Source organism: Alphaproteobacteria bacterium, from assembly GCA_015231795.1.
In the GTDB taxonomy this organism is placed as follows: domain Bacteria; phylum Pseudomonadota; class Alphaproteobacteria; order Rhodospirillales; family WMHbin7; genus WMHbin7.
Map to the genome: position 1 here is coordinate 801,372 of JADGAX010000001.1, position 20,729 is coordinate 822,100.

The 20,729-nt window shown below is 59.2% G+C and carries 20 protein-coding genes; 2 read left to right on the forward strand and 18 right to left on the reverse strand.

Features of this window, described 5'->3' with window-relative positions:
- Position 1: 1 nt before the first annotated feature.
- The 5 genes from HQL44_03890 to dmeF all read right to left on the reverse strand — a co-directional run bounded on the left by HQL44_03890 (position 2) and on the right by dmeF (position 4,906).
- Positions 2 to 793 (reverse strand): ABC transporter permease subunit, encoded by a 792-nt coding sequence (locus HQL44_03890; GenBank protein ID MBF0267714.1) that lies wholly within the window; start codon positions 791 to 793, stop codon positions 2 to 4.
- Positions 790 to 1,680: an ABC transporter permease subunit gene (locus HQL44_03895; GenBank protein MBF0267715.1), complete on the reverse strand. Its 891-nt coding sequence runs from the start codon at positions 1,678 to 1,680 to the stop codon at positions 790 to 792. Before HQL44_03895 ends, HQL44_03890 begins: the two co-directional genes overlap by 4 nt.
- Positions 1,677 to 2,783 (reverse strand): ABC transporter ATP-binding protein, encoded by a 1,107-nt coding sequence (locus HQL44_03900; GenBank protein MBF0267716.1) that lies wholly within the window; start codon positions 2,781 to 2,783, stop codon positions 1,677 to 1,679. The genes HQL44_03895 and HQL44_03900 overlap by 4 nt, the downstream gene beginning before the upstream one ends.
- Entirely contained in the window at positions 2,753 to 3,856 is a 1,104-nt protein-coding gene (locus HQL44_03905; protein ID MBF0267717.1) for a polyamine ABC transporter substrate-binding protein, read from the reverse strand. Before HQL44_03905 ends, HQL44_03900 begins: the two co-directional genes overlap by 31 nt.
- 111 nt (positions 3,857 to 3,967) lie before the next feature.
- Positions 3,968 to 4,906, reverse strand: a complete 939-nt coding sequence (dmeF, locus tag HQL44_03910) for a CDF family Co(II)/Ni(II) efflux transporter DmeF (protein MBF0267718.1) — start codon at positions 4,904 to 4,906, stop codon at positions 3,968 to 3,970.
- A gap of 270 nt (positions 4,907 to 5,176) precedes the next feature.
- Between dmeF and HQL44_03915 the strand changes: the two genes are divergently transcribed.
- Both HQL44_03915 and HQL44_03920 read left to right on the forward strand, forming a co-directional pair.
- Positions 5,177 to 6,298 (forward strand): TMEM43 family protein, encoded by a 1,122-nt coding sequence (locus HQL44_03915; protein MBF0267719.1) that lies wholly within the window; start codon positions 5,177 to 5,179, stop codon positions 6,296 to 6,298.
- 489 nt (positions 6,299 to 6,787) lie between these two features.
- Positions 6,788 to 8,776 (forward strand): nitrate- and nitrite sensing domain-containing protein, encoded by a 1,989-nt coding sequence (locus HQL44_03920; protein ID MBF0267720.1) that lies wholly within the window; start codon positions 6,788 to 6,790, stop codon positions 8,774 to 8,776.
- 461 nt (positions 8,777 to 9,237) lie between these two features.
- On the opposite strand, the gene HQL44_03925 is transcribed toward HQL44_03920, so the two are convergent.
- The 13 genes from HQL44_03925 to HQL44_03985 form a co-directional block, all read right to left on the reverse strand.
- Positions 9,238 to 10,182 (reverse strand): sulfurtransferase, encoded by a 945-nt coding sequence (locus HQL44_03925; protein MBF0267721.1) that lies wholly within the window; start codon positions 10,180 to 10,182, stop codon positions 9,238 to 9,240.
- Entirely contained in the window at positions 10,134 to 11,531 is a 1,398-nt protein-coding gene (locus HQL44_03930) for a sigma-54-dependent Fis family transcriptional regulator (GenBank protein ID MBF0267722.1), read from the reverse strand. Before HQL44_03930 ends, HQL44_03925 begins: the two co-directional genes overlap by 49 nt.
- A complete protein-coding gene (locus HQL44_03935; protein MBF0267723.1) occupies positions 11,528 to 13,024 on the reverse strand; it encodes a HAMP domain-containing histidine kinase in 1,497 nt (498 codons plus the stop codon). The genes HQL44_03930 and HQL44_03935 overlap by 4 nt, the downstream gene beginning before the upstream one ends.
- On the reverse strand, positions 13,021 to 13,854 hold the full coding sequence (gene phnD / locus HQL44_03940) for a phosphate/phosphite/phosphonate ABC transporter substrate-binding protein (GenBank protein ID MBF0267724.1): 834 nt from the start codon (positions 13,852 to 13,854) through the stop codon (positions 13,021 to 13,023). The genes HQL44_03935 and phnD overlap by 4 nt, the downstream gene beginning before the upstream one ends.
- 55 nt (positions 13,855 to 13,909) lie before the next feature.
- Complete coding sequence (locus HQL44_03945) at positions 13,910 to 14,623, reverse strand: hypothetical protein (protein MBF0267725.1); 714 nt, start codon at positions 14,621 to 14,623, stop codon at positions 13,910 to 13,912.
- A 110-nt stretch (positions 14,624 to 14,733) separates the two neighbouring features.
- On the reverse strand, positions 14,734 to 15,126 hold the full coding sequence (locus HQL44_03950; GenBank protein MBF0267726.1) for a hypothetical protein: 393 nt from the start codon (positions 15,124 to 15,126) through the stop codon (positions 14,734 to 14,736).
- Between the two features lie 89 nt (positions 15,127 to 15,215).
- Positions 15,216 to 15,911, reverse strand: coding sequence for a hypothetical protein (locus tag HQL44_03955; GenBank protein ID MBF0267727.1), 696 nt, complete (start codon positions 15,909 to 15,911; stop codon positions 15,216 to 15,218).
- On the reverse strand, positions 15,908 to 16,744 hold the full coding sequence (locus HQL44_03960; GenBank protein ID MBF0267728.1) for an Mrp/NBP35 family ATP-binding protein: 837 nt from the start codon (positions 16,742 to 16,744) through the stop codon (positions 15,908 to 15,910). The genes HQL44_03955 and HQL44_03960 overlap by 4 nt, the downstream gene beginning before the upstream one ends.
- Entirely contained in the window at positions 16,741 to 17,778 is a 1,038-nt protein-coding gene (locus HQL44_03965; protein MBF0267729.1) for a P-loop NTPase, read from the reverse strand. The genes HQL44_03960 and HQL44_03965 overlap by 4 nt, the downstream gene beginning before the upstream one ends.
- Positions 17,775 to 18,041 carry a cytochrome c gene (locus tag HQL44_03970; GenBank protein ID MBF0267730.1) on the reverse strand — a complete coding sequence of 89 codons (267 nt, stop codon included), beginning with the start codon at positions 18,039 to 18,041 and terminating at the stop codon, positions 17,775 to 17,777. Before HQL44_03970 ends, HQL44_03965 begins: the two co-directional genes overlap by 4 nt.
- Positions 18,042 to 19,181: a 4Fe-4S binding protein gene (locus tag HQL44_03975; GenBank protein ID MBF0267731.1), complete on the reverse strand. Its 1,140-nt coding sequence runs from the start codon at positions 19,179 to 19,181 to the stop codon at positions 18,042 to 18,044. It lies immediately after the preceding gene.
- Complete coding sequence (locus HQL44_03980) at positions 19,178 to 19,576, reverse strand: methylglyoxal synthase (protein ID MBF0267732.1); 399 nt, start codon at positions 19,574 to 19,576, stop codon at positions 19,178 to 19,180. Before HQL44_03980 ends, HQL44_03975 begins: the two co-directional genes overlap by 4 nt.
- Positions 19,569 to 20,708 (reverse strand): glycosyltransferase family 4 protein, encoded by a 1,140-nt coding sequence (locus HQL44_03985; protein ID MBF0267733.1) that lies wholly within the window; start codon positions 20,706 to 20,708, stop codon positions 19,569 to 19,571. The genes HQL44_03980 and HQL44_03985 overlap by 8 nt, the downstream gene beginning before the upstream one ends.
- Positions 20,709 to 20,729 lie beyond the last annotated feature (21 nt).

A 20,729-nucleotide genomic window follows, 5' to 3' on the forward strand; every position in this document is an offset into this window, starting at 1 on the left:
GTTAGCGCCGACGGCACTGAAGGCGCCAGGCGATCCAGACGGCGGCGGCAGCGGCAGCGGCCAGCAGGGTGCCCAGGGCGTTGATCTTGGGGCTGACTCCCAGGCGCATCGACGAGAAAATCTCCATCGGCAGCGTGGTGGCGCCGGGGCCGGTCACGAACTGGGCCACCACCACGTCGTCGAGCGACAAGGTGAAGGCCAGCAGCCATCCGGCCAGCAGGGCGGGCGTCAAAAGCGGCAGGGTGACGGATGTGAAAACCGCGAAGGGGCGCGCGCCAAGATCAAGGGCTGCTTCTTCCAGCGAACGGTCAAGATCGGACAATCTGGCGCGCACCACCACCACCACGTAAGAAGTGGCAATCGTGGCGTGCGCGATCACGATGGTGGACATGCCGCGTTCCGCTGGCCATCCGATGGCCTTGCCTGCCTCGACGAAAGCCAGCAGCAACGCCAAGCCGATCACCACGTCGGGCAGAACCAACGGCACGTTCAGCAGAAACCCGAACATCGACCGGCCCCAGAAACGCCGGTTGCGGTCAAAGGACAAGGCCGCCAAAGTTCCCAGCAACAAAGCCAGCGTGGCGCTGATCGCCGCCACTTGGAAGGACAGCCAGGCCGCTTCCAAAAAGCGCTCGTCCTTGAACAATTCCCCATACCAGCGCAAGGACAGGCCCGACCAGACCGCGACCAGCCGTGAGTCGTTGAAGGAATAGAGAACCAGCAGCGCGATCGGCGCGTAGAGGAAGGCGTATCCGAACATCAAGAGCGACAGGGGAAAGCGCGACTGTTTCATGAATCGCGCCCCGCCAAACGGTGGCGCGCGCGCTGAAGGAAAACCAATGGAACGGCGACGACGGCCAGAAGCGCCATGGCCAAAGCCGCCGCCGCTGGCCAATCGCGGGTCAAGGCGAAAACGTCCCACAGCATCTTGCCCATCATCGCCGAGCCGCCGCCGCCCATCATTTCCGGAATCACGTATTCGCCCAACGCCGGAACGAAGACCAGGGCCGAACCGGCCAATATTCCCGGCATCGACAAGGGCAGCAGCACGGAAAGAAAGGTTCTGGCCGGGCCAGCGCCCAGATCGGCCGAGGCTTCGAGAAGGCTTTGATCGATCCGTTCCAGAACGGCGAAAAGCGGCAGCACCATGAAAGGCAAATAGGCATAGACCATGCCGATCAGAATGGCCTTGTCGGTATTCATGATCGCCCAGGGCTGATCGATCAGCCCCAGCCACAACAGGAAATTGTTCAGAAGTCCGTCATCGCCAAGAATGGTCATCCAGGCATAGATGCGCACCAGGAACGAAGTCCAGAAGGGCAGCATGATCAGCAGCAGCAAGGGGCCTCGTTGCTCCCGCCTTGCCCTGGCGATGGCCCAGGCCATCGGCCAACCGACGACAAGGCAGATCAGCGTGGTCAATCCCGCCAGCGTCAGCGATTCCTGAAGAGACTGCGCCAACATCCCATCTTCGGCCAGTTGGACATAACTGTTCAGGCTGGCGGCCAATGCGGCTTGGCCATCTTCCGACCAGTTCAGAAGCGGCTTGTAGGGCGGGATGCCGACTTGAGATTCGGAGAGCGACACCATGGCCAGGATCAGCACCGGCACCAGAACGAACAAGAGCAGCCAAAGCAGCGGCAAGCCAAGAACGATCCGGGTGGCGATCCGCTGCTTCATGGCAAGGCCACGCCGTCGGTGGGATGCCAAGACAAACTCACGGTCTCGCCCAGGGCGACGGGGGCCGAGACGGCATGACGCAGATTGGCCGCCATGACGATGACCACTTTGCCCGAAGCAAGCCGCACCCTGTATTCCGACGCCCCGCCCAGATAGGCGATTTCCTGAACCTGTCCCGCCAGCAGATTGTCGCCGGTCTGCGTTCCCTGACCGATGGAAATCTTTTCGGGGCGCACCATCGCGGCCAGTCTGGTTCCGGGCTGGAAATCTCCCGGCACGTTCAGATCGATCCCTTCCGCGTCACAGTGCAGCAGCACGCCGGACGGCGACGTGCCGGTGACGACGCCTTCGAACAGATTGGCGGTGCCGACGAACTCGGCCACCGCCCGGCTGTTGGGACATTCATAGATTTCGCGCGGGCGGCCCACTTGAAGAACATGCCCCGCCTCCATGACGGCGATGCGCGTCGACACCGACATCGCCTCTTCCTGATCGTGGGTCACCATCACGAATGTCGTGCCCACGCGCTTTTGAATTTCCATCAGCTCGAAACGCGTTTGCTCGCGCAACCGCTTGTCAAGGGCGGCCATCGGCTCGTCGAGCAGCACCACCACCGGCCTGCGGGCCAGGCAACGGGCCAAAGCGGCGCGTTGGCGCTCGCCGCCGGACAGTTGATGCGGCTTTCTGGAAGCCAAGCGTTCCATGCGCACCAAGGCCAGCATTTCTCCCGTCCGCCTGCGCACCTCGCGCGGATCGACGCCCTGTTGCCTAGGGCCGAAAGCCACGTTCTCGGCCACCGTCATATGCGGAAACAAGGCGTAGGACTGGAACATCATGTTGACCGGGCGGTCGTAGGGCGCAACACCCGACATGTTGCGCCCGGCAATGTCGATCCGTCCGCCATCGGCCTCGACGAATCCCGCCAGCAGGCGAAGCAGCGTCGTCTTGCCGCAGCCCGATGGGCCAAGCAGCGAGAAGAATTCGCCCGCCTCGATGTCGAGATCGATGGCAGACAGCGCCGTCAGGCCGCCATATGCCTTCGATACGCCCTGAATTCGGATGACCGGGGCGGTCACTTCTTGGCGGTACGGAACTTGGTCCAGGCCCTGGCCCGGCTGCGTTCGTAATCCTTGCTCGCCACCGGCAGGGTAAACAGCTTGGCTTGCGATTCAGGGGGCGGATAGATCACCGGGTCCGACTTGATTTCTGGCGCGATGAGCTTGGAGGAGGCCAGAACCGCGTTGGCGTAGCCGGTTTCGTTGGTGATGTCGGCGATCACGTCGGGGCGCAGCAAAAAGTCGATGAAGCGGTGCGCATTTTCGGGATGTTTAGCGTCCTTGGGAATGGCCATCACGTCGATATTCACCTCGGCGCCCTCTTTGGGAATGAAGATGGCGATCTCCTGCGGCTTCTTGCCTTCCTTGCCGCGCGCCCTGGCCTGCACCAGATCGCCCGCATAACCCAAGGCGACGCAGATTTCGCCGTTGGCCAGATCGTTGATGTATTTCGAACTGTGGATGTATTTGTAGTATTTGCGCAGCGAGATCAGTTCCGCCGCCGCCGCGTCCAGATCCTCAATGTTCTCTGAAACGGGATTGCGCTTCTGATAGGCCAACATCGCCGGAATGACTTCGGTGGGCGTGTCGAGAAGCGAAACGCCGCAGGACTTCAGTTTCTCGAGAACGGCGGGCTGGAACAACATCTTCCACGAGCCGATGGGGGCGTCGGGCAGCAGGCTTTTCACCTTCTCGACATTATAGCCGATGCCGGTCGCCGCCATCATATAGGGCAGGCCGTATTCGTTGCCGGGGTCCGAGCGGGTCAAATTGGCCATCACCATCTTGTCGAGACCGACGGCGTTGGGCAGCTTCTTCTTGTCCAGCTTCAGATAGGCCCCCGCCTTGACCTGCTGCGCAAAGAAGGGCGTCGCCGACGGAAAGACCAGATCGTAGCCCGACTTGCCGGTCATCAACTTGGTGTCGAGCACTTCGTTGGAATCATAGACGTCGTACTTGACCTTGATGCCGGTCTCCTTGGTGAAACGCTCAAGCGTATCCTTGGCGACATAGTCCGACCAGTTGTAGACATTGAGCACCGGCTCTTCCGCTTTTGCATTGGCAAAGGACGCCAGCAGCGAAGCCAGGATCGCGAACGACCGCAAATGTGAAACAGACATTGATCCCCCCAGGGTGAAACCTACTCTCCAGGCCGGATTTTGCGGGCGAGCGGACGGGCAAGTCAACCCCGCATCAAGCATGACAGTCTTTTGAAATTGTGGGCCAAAACGTCAGGGACGGTCGGGAACCGGGATATCCAGGCACGGCTTGCCCGCATGGGCCAGGACCTCGATGGTCACATGGTCAAGCCCGGGAACGGAAACCAGCAAGGCCTTGTAATGTTCGGGCGGGCGCGGAAAATGCGTCACCACCGACAGAATCACGGCCAGTCGGCCCGGCTCGAACGACCAAAGATGCAGATCGGCAATGCGGTTGTCGGCGTCCGCCTCGATCCGCTGGCGGATATCCTCGATCAAGGCAGGGTCGGCGATTTCATCCAGCAAGACGCCGCTTGCGCTCTTGATCAGGCCGCGCGCCCAGATGAAAATCACCAGAGCGCTCGCCATGCCCACCACGGGATCAAGCCAATCCCAAGACAGGAACATGCCCGCCGCCAGAGCCAGAATGGCCCCAATCGAGGTTAGCAAATCGGCCAGCACATGCAGATAGGTGGCGCGCATGCTGTGGCCTTCGCCATGCCCGTGATCATGGCCGCCAGGGGGGTCCAGGATCAAAACGCTGACCAGATTGACCGCCAAGCCGATGGCGGCGACCACCAGCGCCTCGACATAGGCGATGGGCGTGGGATTGAACAGGCGGCTTAAGGCCTCCCACACCATAAAAAGGGCGACCATCCCCAGAAAAATGGCGCTGGCGAATCCTCCCAGCGCATCCACCTTGCCCATGCCGAAGGTGAATCTTGGGTCGTCCTTGTGGCGCCTAGCAAAGGCGTAGGCGAACAAAGCGATGAACATGGCCAAGCCATGGCTGGCCATATGCCAGCCGTCGGCCAGCAGGGCCAACGATCCGAAAACCCACCCGGCGCCGATCTCGGCAACCATGGTCGCCACGGTCAGCCCCATCACCCAGCGGATGCGCCGCTCGAGACCATGCGTATCGGAACGCAAGCCATGGGAATGCCGGTAGCTGTCCATACAGTAAATATGCAAACGCCCCTCCCGGATCGAAACGTCCGAATGCTGATTGCCACTATATGCGCCGCCGGAGGCCCTCCGGCAATTTCCTAAAATTTATGTTGACTTGGGAGGGGTTGCAAACGCCTCTCACTCACAGATTTCGTCTAATGATCATGCGATAACGAAGATACCTAGAGCGGATTCACGACTGAAGTGACTGCGCTTTCTTGCAGCCTGCGCTAGGGTGGTTGCCCAATTGGCAGCGCGAGGCGGATTGTGCAAAGCGAAGACACATTTACCAAAGTGACCCACAAAAGCTGGCTTGGCCGTTTCGGCAACTCGATAGGCGGCGCGATTGTTGGCCTGATCTTGTTCATCGCCAGCTTCGTCCTGCTCTATTGGAATGAAGGAAGGGCGGTCGATGCGATCATAGCGCTCGACGCCGCTTCCAAACAGATCGTGTCCGTATCCGCAGAAACGGTCGATCCCGCCCACGAGGGGCGGCTGGTTCACCTTTCAGGGATGGTCGATGTCGCGTCAGACCTTGTCGATCCGGTTTTCCACGTCACGGCCACCGACGCCGTTCGCCTGGAACGGCGCGTTGAGATGTTCCAGTGGCGAGAGAATAAAGAAACCAGAACCGAGAAAAAGCTGGGCGGCGGTGAAACTGAAACAACGACCTATAACTATGTCAAGGAATGGTCCGATAAAACCATCAATTCCAATTCCTTCGAAAAGCAACAGGGACACGCAAACCCCGACATGCCCTATCAGGGCAAGGTCCTTAATGTAAAAAGTGCCAGAATTGGCGGCTTTATCCTGGATCAAAGCCAAATTGCGCAAATGTCGAATTTCGAACCCCTGGCCGTGGACGCGCAAGATGGCGACCTGCCGCGCGGTTTTCGCTGGGAGGGTGAGTATCTTTATCGCGGCAAGTCGCCCGACCAACCGCAAATCGGCGACCTGCGCATTGCCTTTCATCAGGTGCCGGTTCAGACCATTAGCGTCATCGCACAGCAACGCGGGTCGACCCTGGCGGGTTTCAAGGGCGAAAGGGAGCGCATTATAAACATGGTTTCCTTGGGCGCCCTTGGCGCGGATGCGATGATCGAACAAGCCAAAGCGGACGAGGCGATCCTGACCTGGATTCTGCGCGTCGCCGGATTCTTCATGATGCTGTTCGGTCTGACGCTCATGGCAAGTCCGCTAGCCTGGCTGGCCAGTCTGCTGCCTTTCCTGGAAAGCCTGGTCAATGCCGCCAGCTTCGGCGTGGCCTTCATGATCGCCGCCCCGCTGACCCTGACCATTATTGCGGCCGCCTGGCTGATCCATCGCCCCCTGATCGGCGCAGCCCTGCTTGCTGTCGGACTTGCAACGGCCTTCATCATCAAGCGCCTCATCCTGCCCGCACGCGCGAAGGGCTGATGGGACCCGCACAGACAAGATAAGACCTGTTTTCCTCTCCTGTCAGCAAGCAACCGCGCTGGTCGACGCGTCGATCAACAGGTGCGTGGGCAGATCAAAGAATGTCGATGTTGGAAAGTCGGTCTTGCTTCCAATTCGCCCCTATCAATTCCTTTGAAGCCGGGCATGATAGACGTCAATGTGTTTTAAGAATGGCCTGCAACGACCGACACATATCTTGAATTGCATGATGTATGTCAATGATGCGCGGTGCCCCTCAGAATTCATTTTATGGCGATTTCATTGGGACAAACGAAACAAGCGCCTGTGAATCGGCTTCTCGCTTTCTGCATGCCGAGAATTCAGTTATCGTGGAGCGCATAAGAAAGACGACTATTGCGCCGCGAGGAAAACGTCGGGATTCTTGGATCCTTCCGCCGACTGTCCATGTATGCATGACAAGGGCAAACGCAGGACGGACCCAACATCCCCCCCACCCAAGGAGGACACATGCTCTATCGGGGCAAGGCCAGCCGTACAGCGGTTCGTTTCGTTCTTGCGGCCACGTTCCTTACGCTTCGCGAAACAGAGCATATCAAGGACGTCATCAAGCTGGTGACGGATATCAGCAAACTGATCCATGAACTTCAACAGGAACGCGGACGCTCCAACGTTTATCTTTCATCGGGCGGCAAACAGTTTGGCGATCAGGTTGCAGAGCAGGTCCTAAGAGTGAAAGAGGCGGAAACCGCCGTCCGCCAGGGCTTCGAGATGATCGACAGGCTTAGCTCCAGCACGGGAATCTTCGCCCAGGTCAACAACGTCCTGCATGATTTCGCTACCCTGGCGGAAGTTCGCGATAAAGTCCGCTCGTTGGCGCTAAGCCCCCGCGAGGCGTTTACCTTCTTCACGGACCTGATTGCCGATCTGCTGGCGGTCGTTTCTGCGACAGCCGGTTCAAGCACGGACCCCAAACTGGTGCGCCCGCTGATCGCCTGTTTCAACTTCATGCAGGCCAAGGAATATGCCGGGCAGGAACGCGGTCTAGCCATCGCCTGTTTTGCCGCCGGACGTTTCGAGCCTGCGCTGCACCGCAAATTTCTGCACCTGATCACCCAGCAGACCAGATCCCTGGACATTTTTACCCAATATGCGGAACCGGCACAGTCCAAGACGGTACTGGAAAAAATGGGCGGGCAGGTGATGGCGGAAATAGAGCGGATGCGCCTGGCGGCAAGAGAGCGTGGACTTTCCGGTGATGTCAGCGACGTCGACGCCAACCACTGGTTCGATCAGACAACCAAGCGCATCAATACGATGAAGACAGTGGAAGACCATCTGGCTGAAAATTTGCGCCGCGTCTGCGAAGAACGGATCAGCGAAGCCAAGGCGGCCTTCACTAGACCACTTCCCGGCAGCGCGCCAATCCTGTCGGCAACCGCACTAGTCACTCGGCTGGCACTTTGGATGTCGGAACGCTGGTTCGAGGCCGTCAACGCCTCGATGCGGCAACTGGCCTGCGCCAAGGATGCGACTATCGATGCCGGCCCCTGGGGCGAGGAAGCCCTGCGCTTGTTTCGTCAGGGCCGCGGCGATTCCGGCGGGCTGGCGGCCCAGCAGCAGGCGGAACTTCGCAGGCGTGAAGCCAGGCACGAGAATGTAGAAGATGCCGTCCACGATTTCAGCGCAACGGGAGAAACCGCCCTGACCGCCATCGACGAAGTGGCCTTGCGCGTGCACGACAGCGCCGAGCGGGTTTCAAGCGTTGCCGCGGACACATGCAAGCGTTCATCCGACGCGGCCGCCGTCATGCAACAACTTGTCTCTGGAATCCAGACGGTAGCGGTCGCCGCCGACAAGCTCTCGGAAGGCATTTCAGAAATTACGTCTCACGCCTCCGAATCGCAGTCCGTCGCCACTGTCGCCGTTCAGGAGGCCGAACGGACCTATGCGTCGGCCAGCCAAATGGTCGGCGCGGCCAAACGGATTGCCGAAATGGGCGAACTCATCAACAATATCGCCAGCCAAACAAATCTGCTGGCCTTGAACGCGACCATCGAGGCGGCCAGAGCAGGCGATGCCGGCAAGGGCTTTGCCGTCGTTGCAAACGAGGTAAAGAACCTGGCCAACCAGACAAGCCGGGCGACCGAGGACATAGGGCGCCACGTTAAGGACATTCAGGCTGTCTCGTCCGAGGTGGTCGATGCGATCGGCTCGATCCGCGTGACGATCTCTCGCATGGATGGAATCGTCGCCAAGGTTGCCGAGGCGCTGGCCGAGCAAAAGGCCGCCACGGAAAAGATCAACCAGAACATCGAGCAGATGGCGACTGGAAGTGAACAGGTTTCCGGCACCGTCGTCGGCGTCACCCAGGCAACCGGAGACACTGGAATGATGGCGAGCCATGTCCTCAAGGCGGTAGGGGAACTGGCGACGCTTGCCCAGTCCATGCGCACCGGCCTTGACAGCTTCATCTCCAAGGTCCGCGCCGAAGGCTGACGCCAGGATTCAGCTGCCCAGCTTGGTCCGCCGCAGGCAGGCGGAGGCGCTTGAGGTGCCCCTAGTTTGTTAGACACCTTGCGCCGAATACCAATATCCGTCCGGAAGAGCGACTGACGGATGAAGAGATCAGCCATGTATAACCCGTCCAGAAGGTCAGGACGCAAATCAGGCCGATCCAACCGCGCGCGGGGTGCTTTCTGGCACGGCTTAGAACGATTGGCTAGGCCAAGTTAGGTGGTAGCAAGCCCCGGGTGGGGACTTCGGCATGATCGAGGCCGCGTTGCCGCCTGGCTTCGCATCGGAGATTGGAGATTCTTAAATCCAGGATGGGAGGCTTGTTCATCCCTGCTAGCAGAGACGAAGGCGTGTTCGGCGAAAAGATTGATTGCTGGAAGGCGGAATTGACCGACAAGTATTTTTAGCCTCCATCGCCTCGGGTCTCTTTTCTCCTAATTGCACTATGGCGAAGGAATGTTAAAGATTCGATCCATTGGCCGCATTGGATCAAGCGACCATTCCGCCAGCGACCCGTCGTAAAGCCGGGCCTGGGAATTGCCCAGCAATTCATGAGCGACAAACCAGAGCAGCGATGCCGTATGGCCTGTGTTGCAGAAAACAATCATCGGGGCATCCGGCTGAACCTTGGCATAGGCAAACAAGGATTTCAGTACCGTCGGTTGGCGGAAAAATCCCTTGCCATCCACCGTCATCCAAACCAACGGCAGATTCACGGCTCCGGGCAAGGTTCCTGGCAGCAGGACCTTATCGCTTTTGTTGATGCCCAGATATTCGTCGCTGGGGCGGGCATCGACCAATGGCAGGCTTGTTTCGGCAACATCTGGAAGGAACGCCTCCATGCCAGATACTGGACGAGCGGCATAAATCTCGGTCTTCCTGGGTTTCGCTGGTCCAGCCTCCACGGGCAATTTTTGTTGAACGAAAGAGGCCAACCCGCCATCCAGCACGGAAACCTTCTCCTGTCCCAAGACCTTCAGCGTCCAGTAAAGACGCGTCGCTGACGCCATGTCGTAGGCCGACAATCCTGGCGCAACCAGCACGACATGTTTGTCGGATGCAATGCCCAGGCGCCCCAACAAGGATTCCAGTGCAGGGATGGCGTTCATGACATCCGGCACCCCATTGCGCTCGACACGCCAGCCATCTTTTTTGTAGTCGGTGAAAGCCGAACCAGGGATATGTGCGGTCAGGAATTCGCCAGGCGTGCGCCCAACATCGACAATCCGAACAGCATCATTCTTCGCCTGAGCAGCAACCCACTCTGCCGTCACCAAGGGCTGCGCTCCAAGCGGAAGGGAAAATAATAGGAACAAGGAGAAAAAAACAAAACGGCCTATCACATGTCCCCCGCTTTCTGGATGCCGTAACGGCGCATCTTTTCCCACAGGCTTTTGCGAGAAATACCCAGAAGATCGGCTGCTTGGCCGACCGCTCCTTGGCACCGATCCAGGGTCGAACGGATGATGTCTCGCTCGGCCTCCTCTACCGCGGTTTTCAGCGATATGTTTTCGGGGCCGACTGGTTTTTCACGTTGCAAGACCGATGAAAAGAGGTCGTGGACTTCAAGACGTGAACCGTCGCATAGCGCCACGGCGCGCTCGATCATGTTCTTCAATTCGCGGACATTGCCGGGAAATGGCCATTGCTTCAATCGGATTTCCGCTTCAGCCGACAGACCTGAAATCCGCTTGCTCATGCTTTCCGCGTAATCGTGAATGAACCTTCTTGCCAGAAACAAGACATCCTCCGGCCTCTCGCGCAGCGGCGGAATATCGACGCGTATGACGTTCAGACGCCAGAACAAGTCGCTGCGAAAGCGCTCGGCTGCGATGGCCGCCTGCAAGTCGACTTGGGTGGCGGCCAGAATGCGGACATCCAAAGGAATGCTTTCGGAACCGCCCAAGCGCACGATCTCGCGTTCTTGCAAAACGCGCAGCAGCTTGACCTGTGTCTCGGGCGGAATTTCTGCGATTTCATCCAGAAAGATGGTGCCGCCATCGGCTTGCTCGAAACGTCCCTGCCGACGCTTATCGGCGCCGGTGAACGCTCCCTTCTCGTGACCGAACAGTTCGCTTTCCACAAGATTGGCCGGAATCGCCGCGCAATTGACCTTCACGAAAGGCTTGGCGCGCCGCTTGCTGTTGTGGTGAATCATGTTCGACACCACTTCCTTGCCAACGCCGGACTCGCCGGTGATCAGCACGGAACTGTCCAGTGGCGCGATACGGGCGACCAACCGCTCGACGCCGCGCATGGCGGCGCTGGTCCCCAGCAGTCCCTTGCCGGGCTGGAAAGGATTCTCCATTCCGTCTTCATTCAGTTTCAAGCGCAACCTTGCTTCTGAAACATTGCCCAGAATGCGCCGTACGGCGGCAACGAAACCATCCAGCCTGAAGGGCTTCGTCAGATAATCGATGGCGCCTGCCTTGACCAGTTCGACGGCGTCGGGAACGGAACCGAAGGCCGTCATCAGCATCACAGGAACGCCAGGCAAGGCGGCGGAAACTTCATGAAAGAAGTCGCGACCCGAGCCATCGGGAAGGCGTATGTCCGTGATGACCATGTCGGCATGGCCCTGGGATAGGAAACGACGCGCCTCGGCAACCGTTCCTGCCGCCGCCACCTCGATGCCCTCCATCTTCAGGCTATCGGCCAGCGACAAACGCATGATATCGTCATCCTCGACCAGAAGGACGCGAAGCCCTGAAAACTCCTTCGATGTATCGGCCATCATGCCGCCCCCGACAAAAGCGGCCGTTGCTGGGCGCTTCTTGAAGGAACCTTCACTCTGAACAAGCTTCCCTTGCCGGGTTCGGACTCGACTTCAATCTCCCCATTCATGCGCGATACCAGCCTGTAGGTTACCCAAAGACCAAGACCGGTTCCAGATGAGCGCGTGGTGAAGAATGGATCGAACAAATGCGCCAAAACATCTTCAGGAATGCCAGAACCGTTGTCTTCGACCTCGATCACCAGCAGGTCCCCGCTGACCTGAGTGCGAAATGCGACCATCCCCTTGTCGCCGATCGCCTGGACGGCGTTGCGCAACAGATTATGCACGACCTGTTGAAGATGGCCGCAATTGACGCATGTGGTGCTGTCGATCTGATTTGACCACAAAAGCTGAATGGGACGGTCGCCGATTTCAGCCACAATGAGTTCCTTAACGTCCTCGACGCAACCGCCATCGCCCCAAGCATCTGTCTGATCGGTGCGCAATTCCGCCAGCAACCCTTGAACGATGGCCTGGATGCGGTGAAGACCACGTTCCAACATCGGCAGATATCGCTCGACCAGCGTTTCGTCACCAGGCATTTTGCGCAAAATGTCCACGCAATTCAGCATGCCGCCCAAAGGATTGTTCACTTCGTGCGCAACGCCGGCGGCAATACGTCCCAGGGCGGCCAGCTTCTCGTTCATGGCCAGTTGCTGCTCAAGCTGCTTCTTGCCCGCCAGCTCGCCGGTCATGCGGTTGAAGGATTCCACCAACTGACCGATCTCGTCCTTGTCTCTGGGTTTGAGCGGGATCAGGCGCGTGAAGTCGCCGCGTCCCACCGTATCCATGCCGTTAGCCAGGGCGTTCAGAGGGCGGATCATGCGCCTTGAGATATAGGCCCCCAGCAGGCTCCCCACCACGGCAAGCGCAATGGCGATGCCAAAGATGATGGCGGCCGCCGACATGGTGCGCGAATTGATTTCCTCGGTTGATATCTGAAGAACCACCACGCCAACCACCGACCCTTCCGACTGAACCGGAACGATGCTTTCAACGTAGTCGCCCTTTTCATTTCTGGAGATATGAATGTGCGGCGCGTTCGCCTCCAGCACCTCGCGTAGCCATTTGCGTTGTTCGGGATTAGCGCCCAGCAGCGGCATCCCCACGGGATTGGTCTCGGGACTGAGATGCGCCAGCACGCGCCCCTCGGTGTCCAACACCATGCCGCCCAGAACATTGGGGGGATTTCCACTGGGGTCCGCCGGGGCCGTCATCGACTGCAACGACTTGTACAAGCCCCAGTAGTCACTGCGAAGCACCGCATCGTAGGCCACGCCCGCAACTCCCCTGGCGATGACCAGCGCCTTCTCTTCTAGGTTCTCGCGGATACGGTCGCGCTCTTGCACCACGATCGCCATGCCGACGGTGATCGCCACCCCCACCACCACCGCCGTAATGGTCAGAGGCAGTTTGATCGACAGACTCCAGGTTCTGGGGTGCGACAGAATCACGGTCGAACCCCTTCGCTGACGCGCTGGGCGACCTGACGAATGCCGTCGAAGAGGGCTGGCGAAGCCTGTGAGAAGCTGTCGAGCGACAATTCCGCCAGCAGGGCGCGACCATCGATATCTTCACGCATGCCCAAAATGGCCGCTTGCATGCGCCGTTTCAGTTCGTGGTCGGCGGCGTTGCGCATGACCAGGGGCGGGAAGCCGTATTTAGGCGAACGGATGATGATCTTGGTGCGTTCGGTCACCGAAGACCTAGTCTTCGCCATGAACTCCCACACATAGGAATCGACGGCGCCGCCATCGGCCACCCGGTTGGCGATGGCCTCGACCGTTTCGGCATGATTGTACGTAAAGAAGGTCAGACGATAAAAGCTGTCAGGCGTTGCCCCCGTTTCGGCCAGCAGGTGGCGCGGCACCAGATAGCCTGAGTTGGAATCAGGATCCGAATAGGCGAAGACCTTGCCTGCAAGGTCCGCTAGCGAAGTGGCAGGATTGTCGCGATGAACGATGATGTAGGAACTGTAAAGCGGCTCGCCCATGAATACGGGCACCGCCATCAGTTCAAGAAATTCCGGTTCACGTTTCTGCACATAGGGATAGCCGCAGATCCATGCGAAGTCGATCTCTCCGGTTTGCAGCAACCCCATGATCTCGCGGTAAGACCGGCGCTGCACGAAACGCACGGGCCGCCCGACGCGCTGTTCCAGATAGTGCCGCCAGCGCTCGAAGAATTTTAAATTCTCGCGAACCACAACGGCCGTCAGGCCAAAACGGACAGGTCGCTCCTCGCCCGCCGCCCGCAGCGGACGGCAGACAAGGCAGGCCCCCATCAAGGCCAAGGCCGAACGCCTGCTGATAGCGCCTATCATTATCCTCCCGTCCTTCTTATCGCCGCAGGATCATTTGCGTCCTGCTGATCGTGACCTGCCTGGGGTCCGGTTCTTCGAAGGGGCCGGGCCGGAAGCGATAGACTAGCTCCGCCTCGACCCGTTCCGCTCCCGCCCGCCCAGGCTCGTCGATTTCAAGATTAGCACCAATATCGGGGGCAAGAGTAGTCTCTTCCCATGATCCATCGGGTCCTTTAAGCCAACCGAAGCGCCAGCTTTCACGCCAGCGCAGGGAATTATCTTCTCCCCCCAACCCCTTCACCACCAACCAGACTGATCGTCCTGTGGTGCCGCCGGGCAGCGCATGGCCGGTTTTGGGCCGAACGGCGGCCAACAGGATTTGCCGCCCCCCTTCCTGGCGCAAGGCCAGATGCAACCGGGCGGCGCCTACCAAAAACTGCGGCGTGGTGGCACCCAAAAAAGCATGCGAGGGTCCGCCCGGCTTGACGTGACAAGACAGGCAATCCAGCTTTCTTTGTGCCGCTAGGCTGGCTTTGTGGCGGCGCAAGGTCGATTCACCCGGAGCGTCATGGCAGCGCGCGCAAATTTGGGGAACCTTCACGCGTTCATATGGATGCGGCCCAGACCCGTGGCAATCGACGCAAACCACGCCATCTCCACCTGACGGCGCATGGCAAGATAGACAGTCGGGATTGTTGCCCGCTTCCTTCCACTCGGTGATGAAATCGTCCGAGCGAGCCGCATTCGCCATCGCCGTCGATGAGAAGTGGCGATGAACTTCAATGTGACAATCCGCGCAATCTTCAGAAGCCGACGCGGGAAATGATGCAAGCAGAAGCGACGCCAGCATCATCCGCCACGTCATTCCCGCACCTGAGCCGGGGTGTTGGCCTCGCACAGGCCTCGCGGAATGATGAAGGGGATAGAGCCGGGCTTAACATGCCCCGAAGCCGGCGTCTCAACCGGCAGACCAGCGGCTTGCCAGGCTTCAAAGCCGCCATTCAGGATGCTGACTTTGTATCCGTATGGCGTCATTCGGTCGATCCAGCTTTTCTTCAGGAACGAGGAAGTGCCTTTTTTAAGAATAAGCACCATCGGGCCACTGCCGGTTGACGGCAAGAATCCCTTGGGATCACGACCGGCATTGATCGCGCCTGGAATTGTCGCCTCGGCGTAATGATCGCGACCGCGCGCATCCAAGACAAGTGGGGGCGTCGACGAAACAAGGGCGTCAGCCAACGCGTCCGGCGACACGTAACTGAATCCCTGTTCCGCCAACGCCCCTCCGCCAAACCAGAGGAAGGGGATCAGGAAAAGAACGAGAGCTAGCCTTCGATTCATATTCAGGCAGCCTCTCCTTCTGTTTCCGGGGGAGACATTTCCTCGGGCGGCGGTTTCAGGAGATCCGCTATCTCCTGAATCCCAATATTCAAGGCGGCGGACTGATCGATCAAAGCACCGAAGCATCCCCCCTCCTTCTTCAGACGCTCGAAATGCAAGAGTTCCTCACCGCCTCCGGACATAAAAATCTGTCCGGAGAAATTGCGTTTGATTTTCTCGAGAAGATCAAGATCGAAGCCCTTGGTCCCGGCTCTGGCTTCGGGCGCTTCAAATAAGACGCTGTCGAACCCCAATTCAGCGGCGCGCGCCAGCCAGTCGGAAAGATAGGCATCGCCGTCCGCCACGCGGTATGTCTTGTAGGTAGATACGTCAGGGACGTAATATCTGAAGCCGTCGCCCGTATATCGGTCGCCCATCGAAAAGTTTGACGATGGCCTTGCCGCCGACGCGCTGGGTAGAACGCGTTCGCCAGGATGCAAGTCACGAAACTTCGCGGCCTGATCCAGCCCCATTTCCGCAAGCCAGAAAACATCAGGTCGGCCCGCCCATTCCGGCGAAACCGAGGGGCTGCCGCGAAAAAGAAACAGCTCTATCCCGCTGGCATTTTCCGCTTTCAGATCTGTGGCGCGAGTCAGCAGGCCATTCGCACCGCTCCAGTCGAAATCAAGCGTCTGGCAATCGACGATCAGATGGGTCATGCGTCCTCGGCTATCTTGGGGTTGGCATGCTCTCGTTGCAGCGCAGACAAAACCTTGTCGGCCACATCGGCAAGCGCCATGGCCGATGGGGCCTGCCTGTCGCGAATCACGAAAGGGGTTCCGGCATCGGCTGCCTGGCTGGCCGTTGGATCAAGCGGCACCCTGCCGATATAGGCGACATGGCGCTTCTTGGCCATAAGCTCGACAACGCCAGAAGCGAATAGGCGATTGATCTTGCCGCAGCAGGGGCAGACATAGCCGTCCATATTCTCGACCACGCCGAACACCGGCACGTCATATTCATGAAAAAGCGCTATCGCCCGCTCGGCATCGACGGCGGCCAAGCGCTGCGGCGTTGAAACCACGATGGCCCCAGTGATCGGAATGCGCTCCAAGAGCGTGATGGGGATATCGCCGGTGCCGGGCGGCATGTCGATCAGAAGAATATCCAGTTCTGGCCAAGCGACATCGTAAACCATCTGCTCGATGGCTTGCGCGATCAAGGGGCCTTTCCAGACGAGCCCGGCCTCGGGAGCCAGAAGGTTTCCCACAGACAAGGAATGAACGCCGTGTCGCAACTTAGGCAGCGCCTTGCCCTCGTCGGTCACATCGACCCCGTTGCCCGACCCCAGCAGCAAGGCCACCGAAGGGCCGTAGAGATCGGCATCCAGAACGCCGACGGCCAAACCCCGCGCCGCCCAGGTGGCCGCCAAATTGACGGTCAGCGTCGACTTGCCAACCCCACCCTTGCCGCTGGCGACGCAGATCACGTCGCGCACGCCGGGAATGGGTTGCTGAGAGGCGAAGCTGCTTTCGGATATGCAGCCGCTCATGCCGAAGCCTCCCTAGGAATCTGTTTGGCGATCCGCAAGGCCAGCCGGACTATCGTCGCTGACGTCAACGCTTCGGCTGCGGCGATGACATAGGGAACGCCCGCATCGCCGGTCACAGACAAATCCGGGATGAAGGGAATGCTGGCAAGCAACGGCAAGCCGGTTTCCTCGCTCAGGGCCAGGGCGCCGCCCTGGCCGAAAACAGGAATGGCATGGCCGCAATCCGAACAAGAAACCGATGCCATGTTCTCGACGATTCCCAGGCACGGAACGGCCAGATCGGCAAACATCTCCATGCCGCGTTTGACATCAATCAGGGCTAGGCTGCCCGGCGTGGTGACGGTCAGAATTGCCGACAGATGCGCATGCTTGGCCAGTGCCAGATGAACGTCGGATGTGCCGGGCGGCAGATCGATCAGTAAAATGTCCAACTTCCCCCAAGCGACTTCGGAAAGCAAAAGCGGCAAACCCTCGTCGATCAGCGAGCCACGCCAGGCCAGCGCCTTTTCCGGCGGCAACAAGAATCCAAGCGACATCACCTTGACCCCATGGGCGGCGAGCGGCTCGATTTTTCCGTCAACTTCCTCGGCGCGCCCGGAAAGACCGAAAAGCGTCGGCATCGACGGACCATAGACATCGGCATCCAGAACGCCAACCTTTAGGCCCTGCAAGGCCAGCGCCGCGGCAAGATTAGCGGTTAAGGTCGATTTGCCGACGCCGCCCTTGCCGCTGTGAACGCCAAGCACATACTGTGCTACGGGCTGGCTTTCGCTGTTCGCAATCGATTTTGGGCGCGGCTTGACGATGACGCGCTCGACGCCGGGCAGCGCCTCGACCATCGGCGCCAGAAAATCGCCCAGCGCATCGGCATCGCCATCCGGAATTCTGTCAGGGTCCAACAAGACGCGCACGGCTGAACCAGTCGCCACGACGCCATAGACCAGCCCGGACGCGACGATGCTGGGACCGTCCGGGCCAAGCGTCACGCTTTTCAGCGCCGCCATAACCGTGTCTTCAAGCGATGTTGCCGTCACTCCCTCAGTCCTTCCAGATAACGCGTAATGATGATTGCCTCTTCATCGTCGATCACCTTGTCCGCTCCATTCCTGGTTCGCATGGTGCGCACGATTCCCTCGATTTCATCCTTTTTGTACCCCGAAAGATCGGACAGTTTGTGGCATGCGGCGCATCTGGCCTTGTAGAGTTCCTCTGGCGTTCTTGGAAGCGTTATCCACCACCAGACAAGACCGATAAGAACGCATGTCGCCAAGACAGCCGTTATCATCTTCCAACGCACTTAACCTCCCAGCATTGCCATCCAATCCGCATCGACATCCGTTTCCTTGTTGCAGGCCGGGCACATTGTCTGCTCGTCTGCCTTGAAAGGCTGACCACAGCGCGCACAAACGTCAAGCTCGCGACGGATCAGCGTTTGCCGTGGTTCGATGACCATCTCCCAGTTGGTGGCAACCTTCGCCGTGATTGCCTTGTCGGGGCAAATGGCCGTGCACAGCCCGCAATTCGTGCAGCTCAACGCTTCGTAATCGATACCTTGCCACCCAGGTCCGTGCGCATGGGTCAACGCCGCAGTCGGACAGCGATCGGCGCAGATTCCGCAATGCGAGCAGGCATCCGAGATATTGCGAATCATGAACGGCAGCAAGGTCCCATCCAACCAAGCATAGACGCCGCCGGTTTTTGCCAGGGCGCTTTGATACGGATCTTCCCTTCGCTTGAAATCTCCCGGCACAAAAATTCCCTGTGGCTCGGCGACCGCACCCGAAGAAGTCGGCACCAGCCACGAGATGTTCGAGATTGCCCGAGCGCCCGCCAGCCGCAGGAAATTGCGTCGATTGGCCTGCGCCTGATCCATATGCTGGCTGGACTTGTCCTGCGCCTCTTCGCCGGGTCTGGCCCAGCGCACGCTGCGACTGTTGGGTCCGAACCAGCGTTTCAGTTCACGGGTTAGCGCTGGCGCATGTTCTCTTGCGTCGGCGCGCGCGCATTCATGACAAAGTGGACGGCCATGCAAGATCAGATCGCGCCGCCCCCCCTTCGTCGCCACCGCCGCCAATCTGGCATCGATCGCCAAATGACAAGGAATGACGATGCCGCCGCCGCCATCCCGGCTTTCAGGACAATGGACATGCAACTCGTCCATCTGGGCAGCCGCTTCCAGAAAGCGGATCGGATCGAAGACCGAAAGCCGAAGGGCTGCGGATGGACAGGCTGGAACGCAAGCGCCGCACAGCGTGCAGTCGTCCTCATTGAGGGCTATCGCGTCGATGCCAGGCTTGATCACCTTGACTGGACATGCCTTCTCGCAATCGGTGCAAATGACCCGGCGCGCCCTTGGATTGACGCACATGTCGGAATCATCCAGCAGATAGCTGGCGCGGAATAAGTCGCTAACTTGATCGCGGCCTTCTGCTTTCATGCGTCATCCTCGGGAAGTTTGCGGCCAAGCCAATGGGTCAAGGCGACGGCGGTCAGCAAATTGGTGGCCAAGGGGACGTTGTTGAGGTCGCAAGCGCGGTAGAAGGGTGCTATTTCTGCCTCGGACCCACCCGGCGACAGGGGGTCGCGCAGGAAATAGACCGCCGCCACGGAATTGGAACAGACCAGACCGCATAATTGTATTTCGCCGCCTTTGCTTGATGGAAATACTGAGGTCACTTCCAGCCCGACTTCCTTTTCAATGACCGTTCCAACCTCGACGGTCGAGAGCAGGCGGTAGCTTTCGAACACCGTTCGCTCTTTCTTCATCAGTTTAACAAGCGCTGGAAGATGGCGCTTATGGGCAATCAGGATCAGCGTGCGGAACTCAGGCATGACGGCGCACTCCATCCAAGGACGCCAAGCCACTTTCCTCGATCAGGCGCTGATACAAATGCGTATGCGCCTGCGCCAAACGCGCGATGGCGGCCTCGACGGTCTCTTCGCGGTCCAACTCGTCGCGCAGGGCAGCCAAGGTCTCGGGATAGACGCAATCGATGATGGCTCTCGCCATCATATCCGGGTCGCCACCTTCAATCGTGTAACCATGAACGCCATCGATGAAGTAAACCGCCTCGACCCGATTTGTCCGCAACACCGGCAAACGAAATGCTGCGGCAAGATCTGTCAGCGGGCTTTTGCACTGCTTGGCATAGGGCATGATCATCAAATCGCAGCTTTGAAACAAGTCTGAAACCTCGTCTGCCTCAATGTAGCGGCTGACAATGGTCGTGCGGACCATTCCGGCCAACTGGCGCAAGCCAGCGCTTTCCTTTTGCCGCAACACGCCTTCGCCTGCGACGATCAAATGTAATTTGGTGTCGTCTTTCAAGCACTCTAGCGCATCGATCAGCAGCCCCAGTCCCTTGCGTGAGGAACCGTGGCCAAAGTAAAGCAGGCGGATCTCGCCTTCCTCGCGAGGCGGCAGTTCCGCAATCGGCTTTTTTAATGCAACGGGATGGGCCAGCAGATTGGGGCTTCCCGGCAGCAAGGCGATGCGCTCACTGCCCACGCCCAGCATTTCCTCCAACCCCCAGGCCAGATGGGTGTCGCGGGCGACGATCCCATCCATGAGCCGATAGAACAAATGGAAGAACGGCGTAGATAGCCAACGCCTGCGATGCGGCAGCAGATTATGCGGCGTATAAACGACGCTGACGCCAAGTCGCTTTAGCCACAAGACGAACAACGAAGCCAGAAGCGGCTGACCCACCCACTGAAAATGCACGGCGTCGGGCTTGCAGGCGAGCACCTTGCGCGCCAAGCACAGCCACCCGGCCAAGCCATGATGCAGGCAGGCCGATTTCTCGAATGGCATTGTCCAGGCCGACAATTCATCGCGCGTTCCTGTTATCAGCGACACGTCATGCCCCAGCTCGTTAAGCCCTAAGGCCAAGGCATGCGCGTAATGACACAGGAAACCGCGTCCAGAACCTTCAACCAGGAGGATGCGCCGCCGGATGCTCATCCTCTTTCCTCCCTTGCGTTG

What these genes read in the sequence shown, in the direction of transcription:
- HQL44_03890 (MBF0267714.1), bottom strand. Translation starts at nt 793, where the DNA reads ATGAAACAGTCGCGCTTTCCCCTGTCGCTCTTGATGTTCGGATACGCC.
- HQL44_03895 (MBF0267715.1), bottom strand. Translation starts at nt 1,680, where the DNA reads ATGAAGCAGCGGATCGCCACCCGGATCGTTCTTGGCTTGCCGCTGCTT.
- HQL44_03905 (MBF0267717.1), bottom strand. Translation starts at nt 3,856, where the DNA reads ATGTCTGTTTCACATTTGCGGTCGTTCGCGATCCTGGCTTCGCTGCTG.
- HQL44_03920 (MBF0267720.1), top strand. Translation starts at nt 6,788, where the DNA reads ATGCTCTATCGGGGCAAGGCCAGCCGTACAGCGGTTCGTTTCGTTCTT.
- HQL44_03930 (MBF0267722.1), bottom strand. Translation starts at nt 11,531, where the DNA reads ATGATGGCCGATACATCGAAGGAGTTTTCAGGGCTTCGCGTCCTTCTG.
- phnD (MBF0267724.1), bottom strand. Translation starts at nt 13,854, where the DNA reads ATGGGGGCCTGCCTTGTCTGCCGTCCGCTGCGGGCGGCGGGCGAGGAG.
- HQL44_03945 (MBF0267725.1), bottom strand. Translation starts at nt 14,623, where the DNA reads ATGGCGAATGCGGCTCGCTCGGACGATTTCATCACCGAGTGGAAGGAA.
- HQL44_03955 (MBF0267727.1), bottom strand. Translation starts at nt 15,911, where the DNA reads ATGACCCATCTGATCGTCGATTGCCAGACGCTTGATTTCGACTGGAGC.
- HQL44_03960 (MBF0267728.1), bottom strand. Translation starts at nt 16,744, where the DNA reads ATGAGCGGCTGCATATCCGAAAGCAGCTTCGCCTCTCAGCAACCCATT.
- HQL44_03975 (MBF0267731.1), bottom strand. Translation starts at nt 19,181, where the DNA reads ATGAAAGCAGAAGGCCGCGATCAAGTTAGCGACTTATTCCGCGCCAGC.
- HQL44_03980 (MBF0267732.1), bottom strand. Translation starts at nt 19,576, where the DNA reads ATGCCTGAGTTCCGCACGCTGATCCTGATTGCCCATAAGCGCCATCTT.
- HQL44_03985 (MBF0267733.1), bottom strand. Translation starts at nt 20,708, where the DNA reads ATGAGCATCCGGCGGCGCATCCTCCTGGTTGAAGGTTCTGGACGCGGT.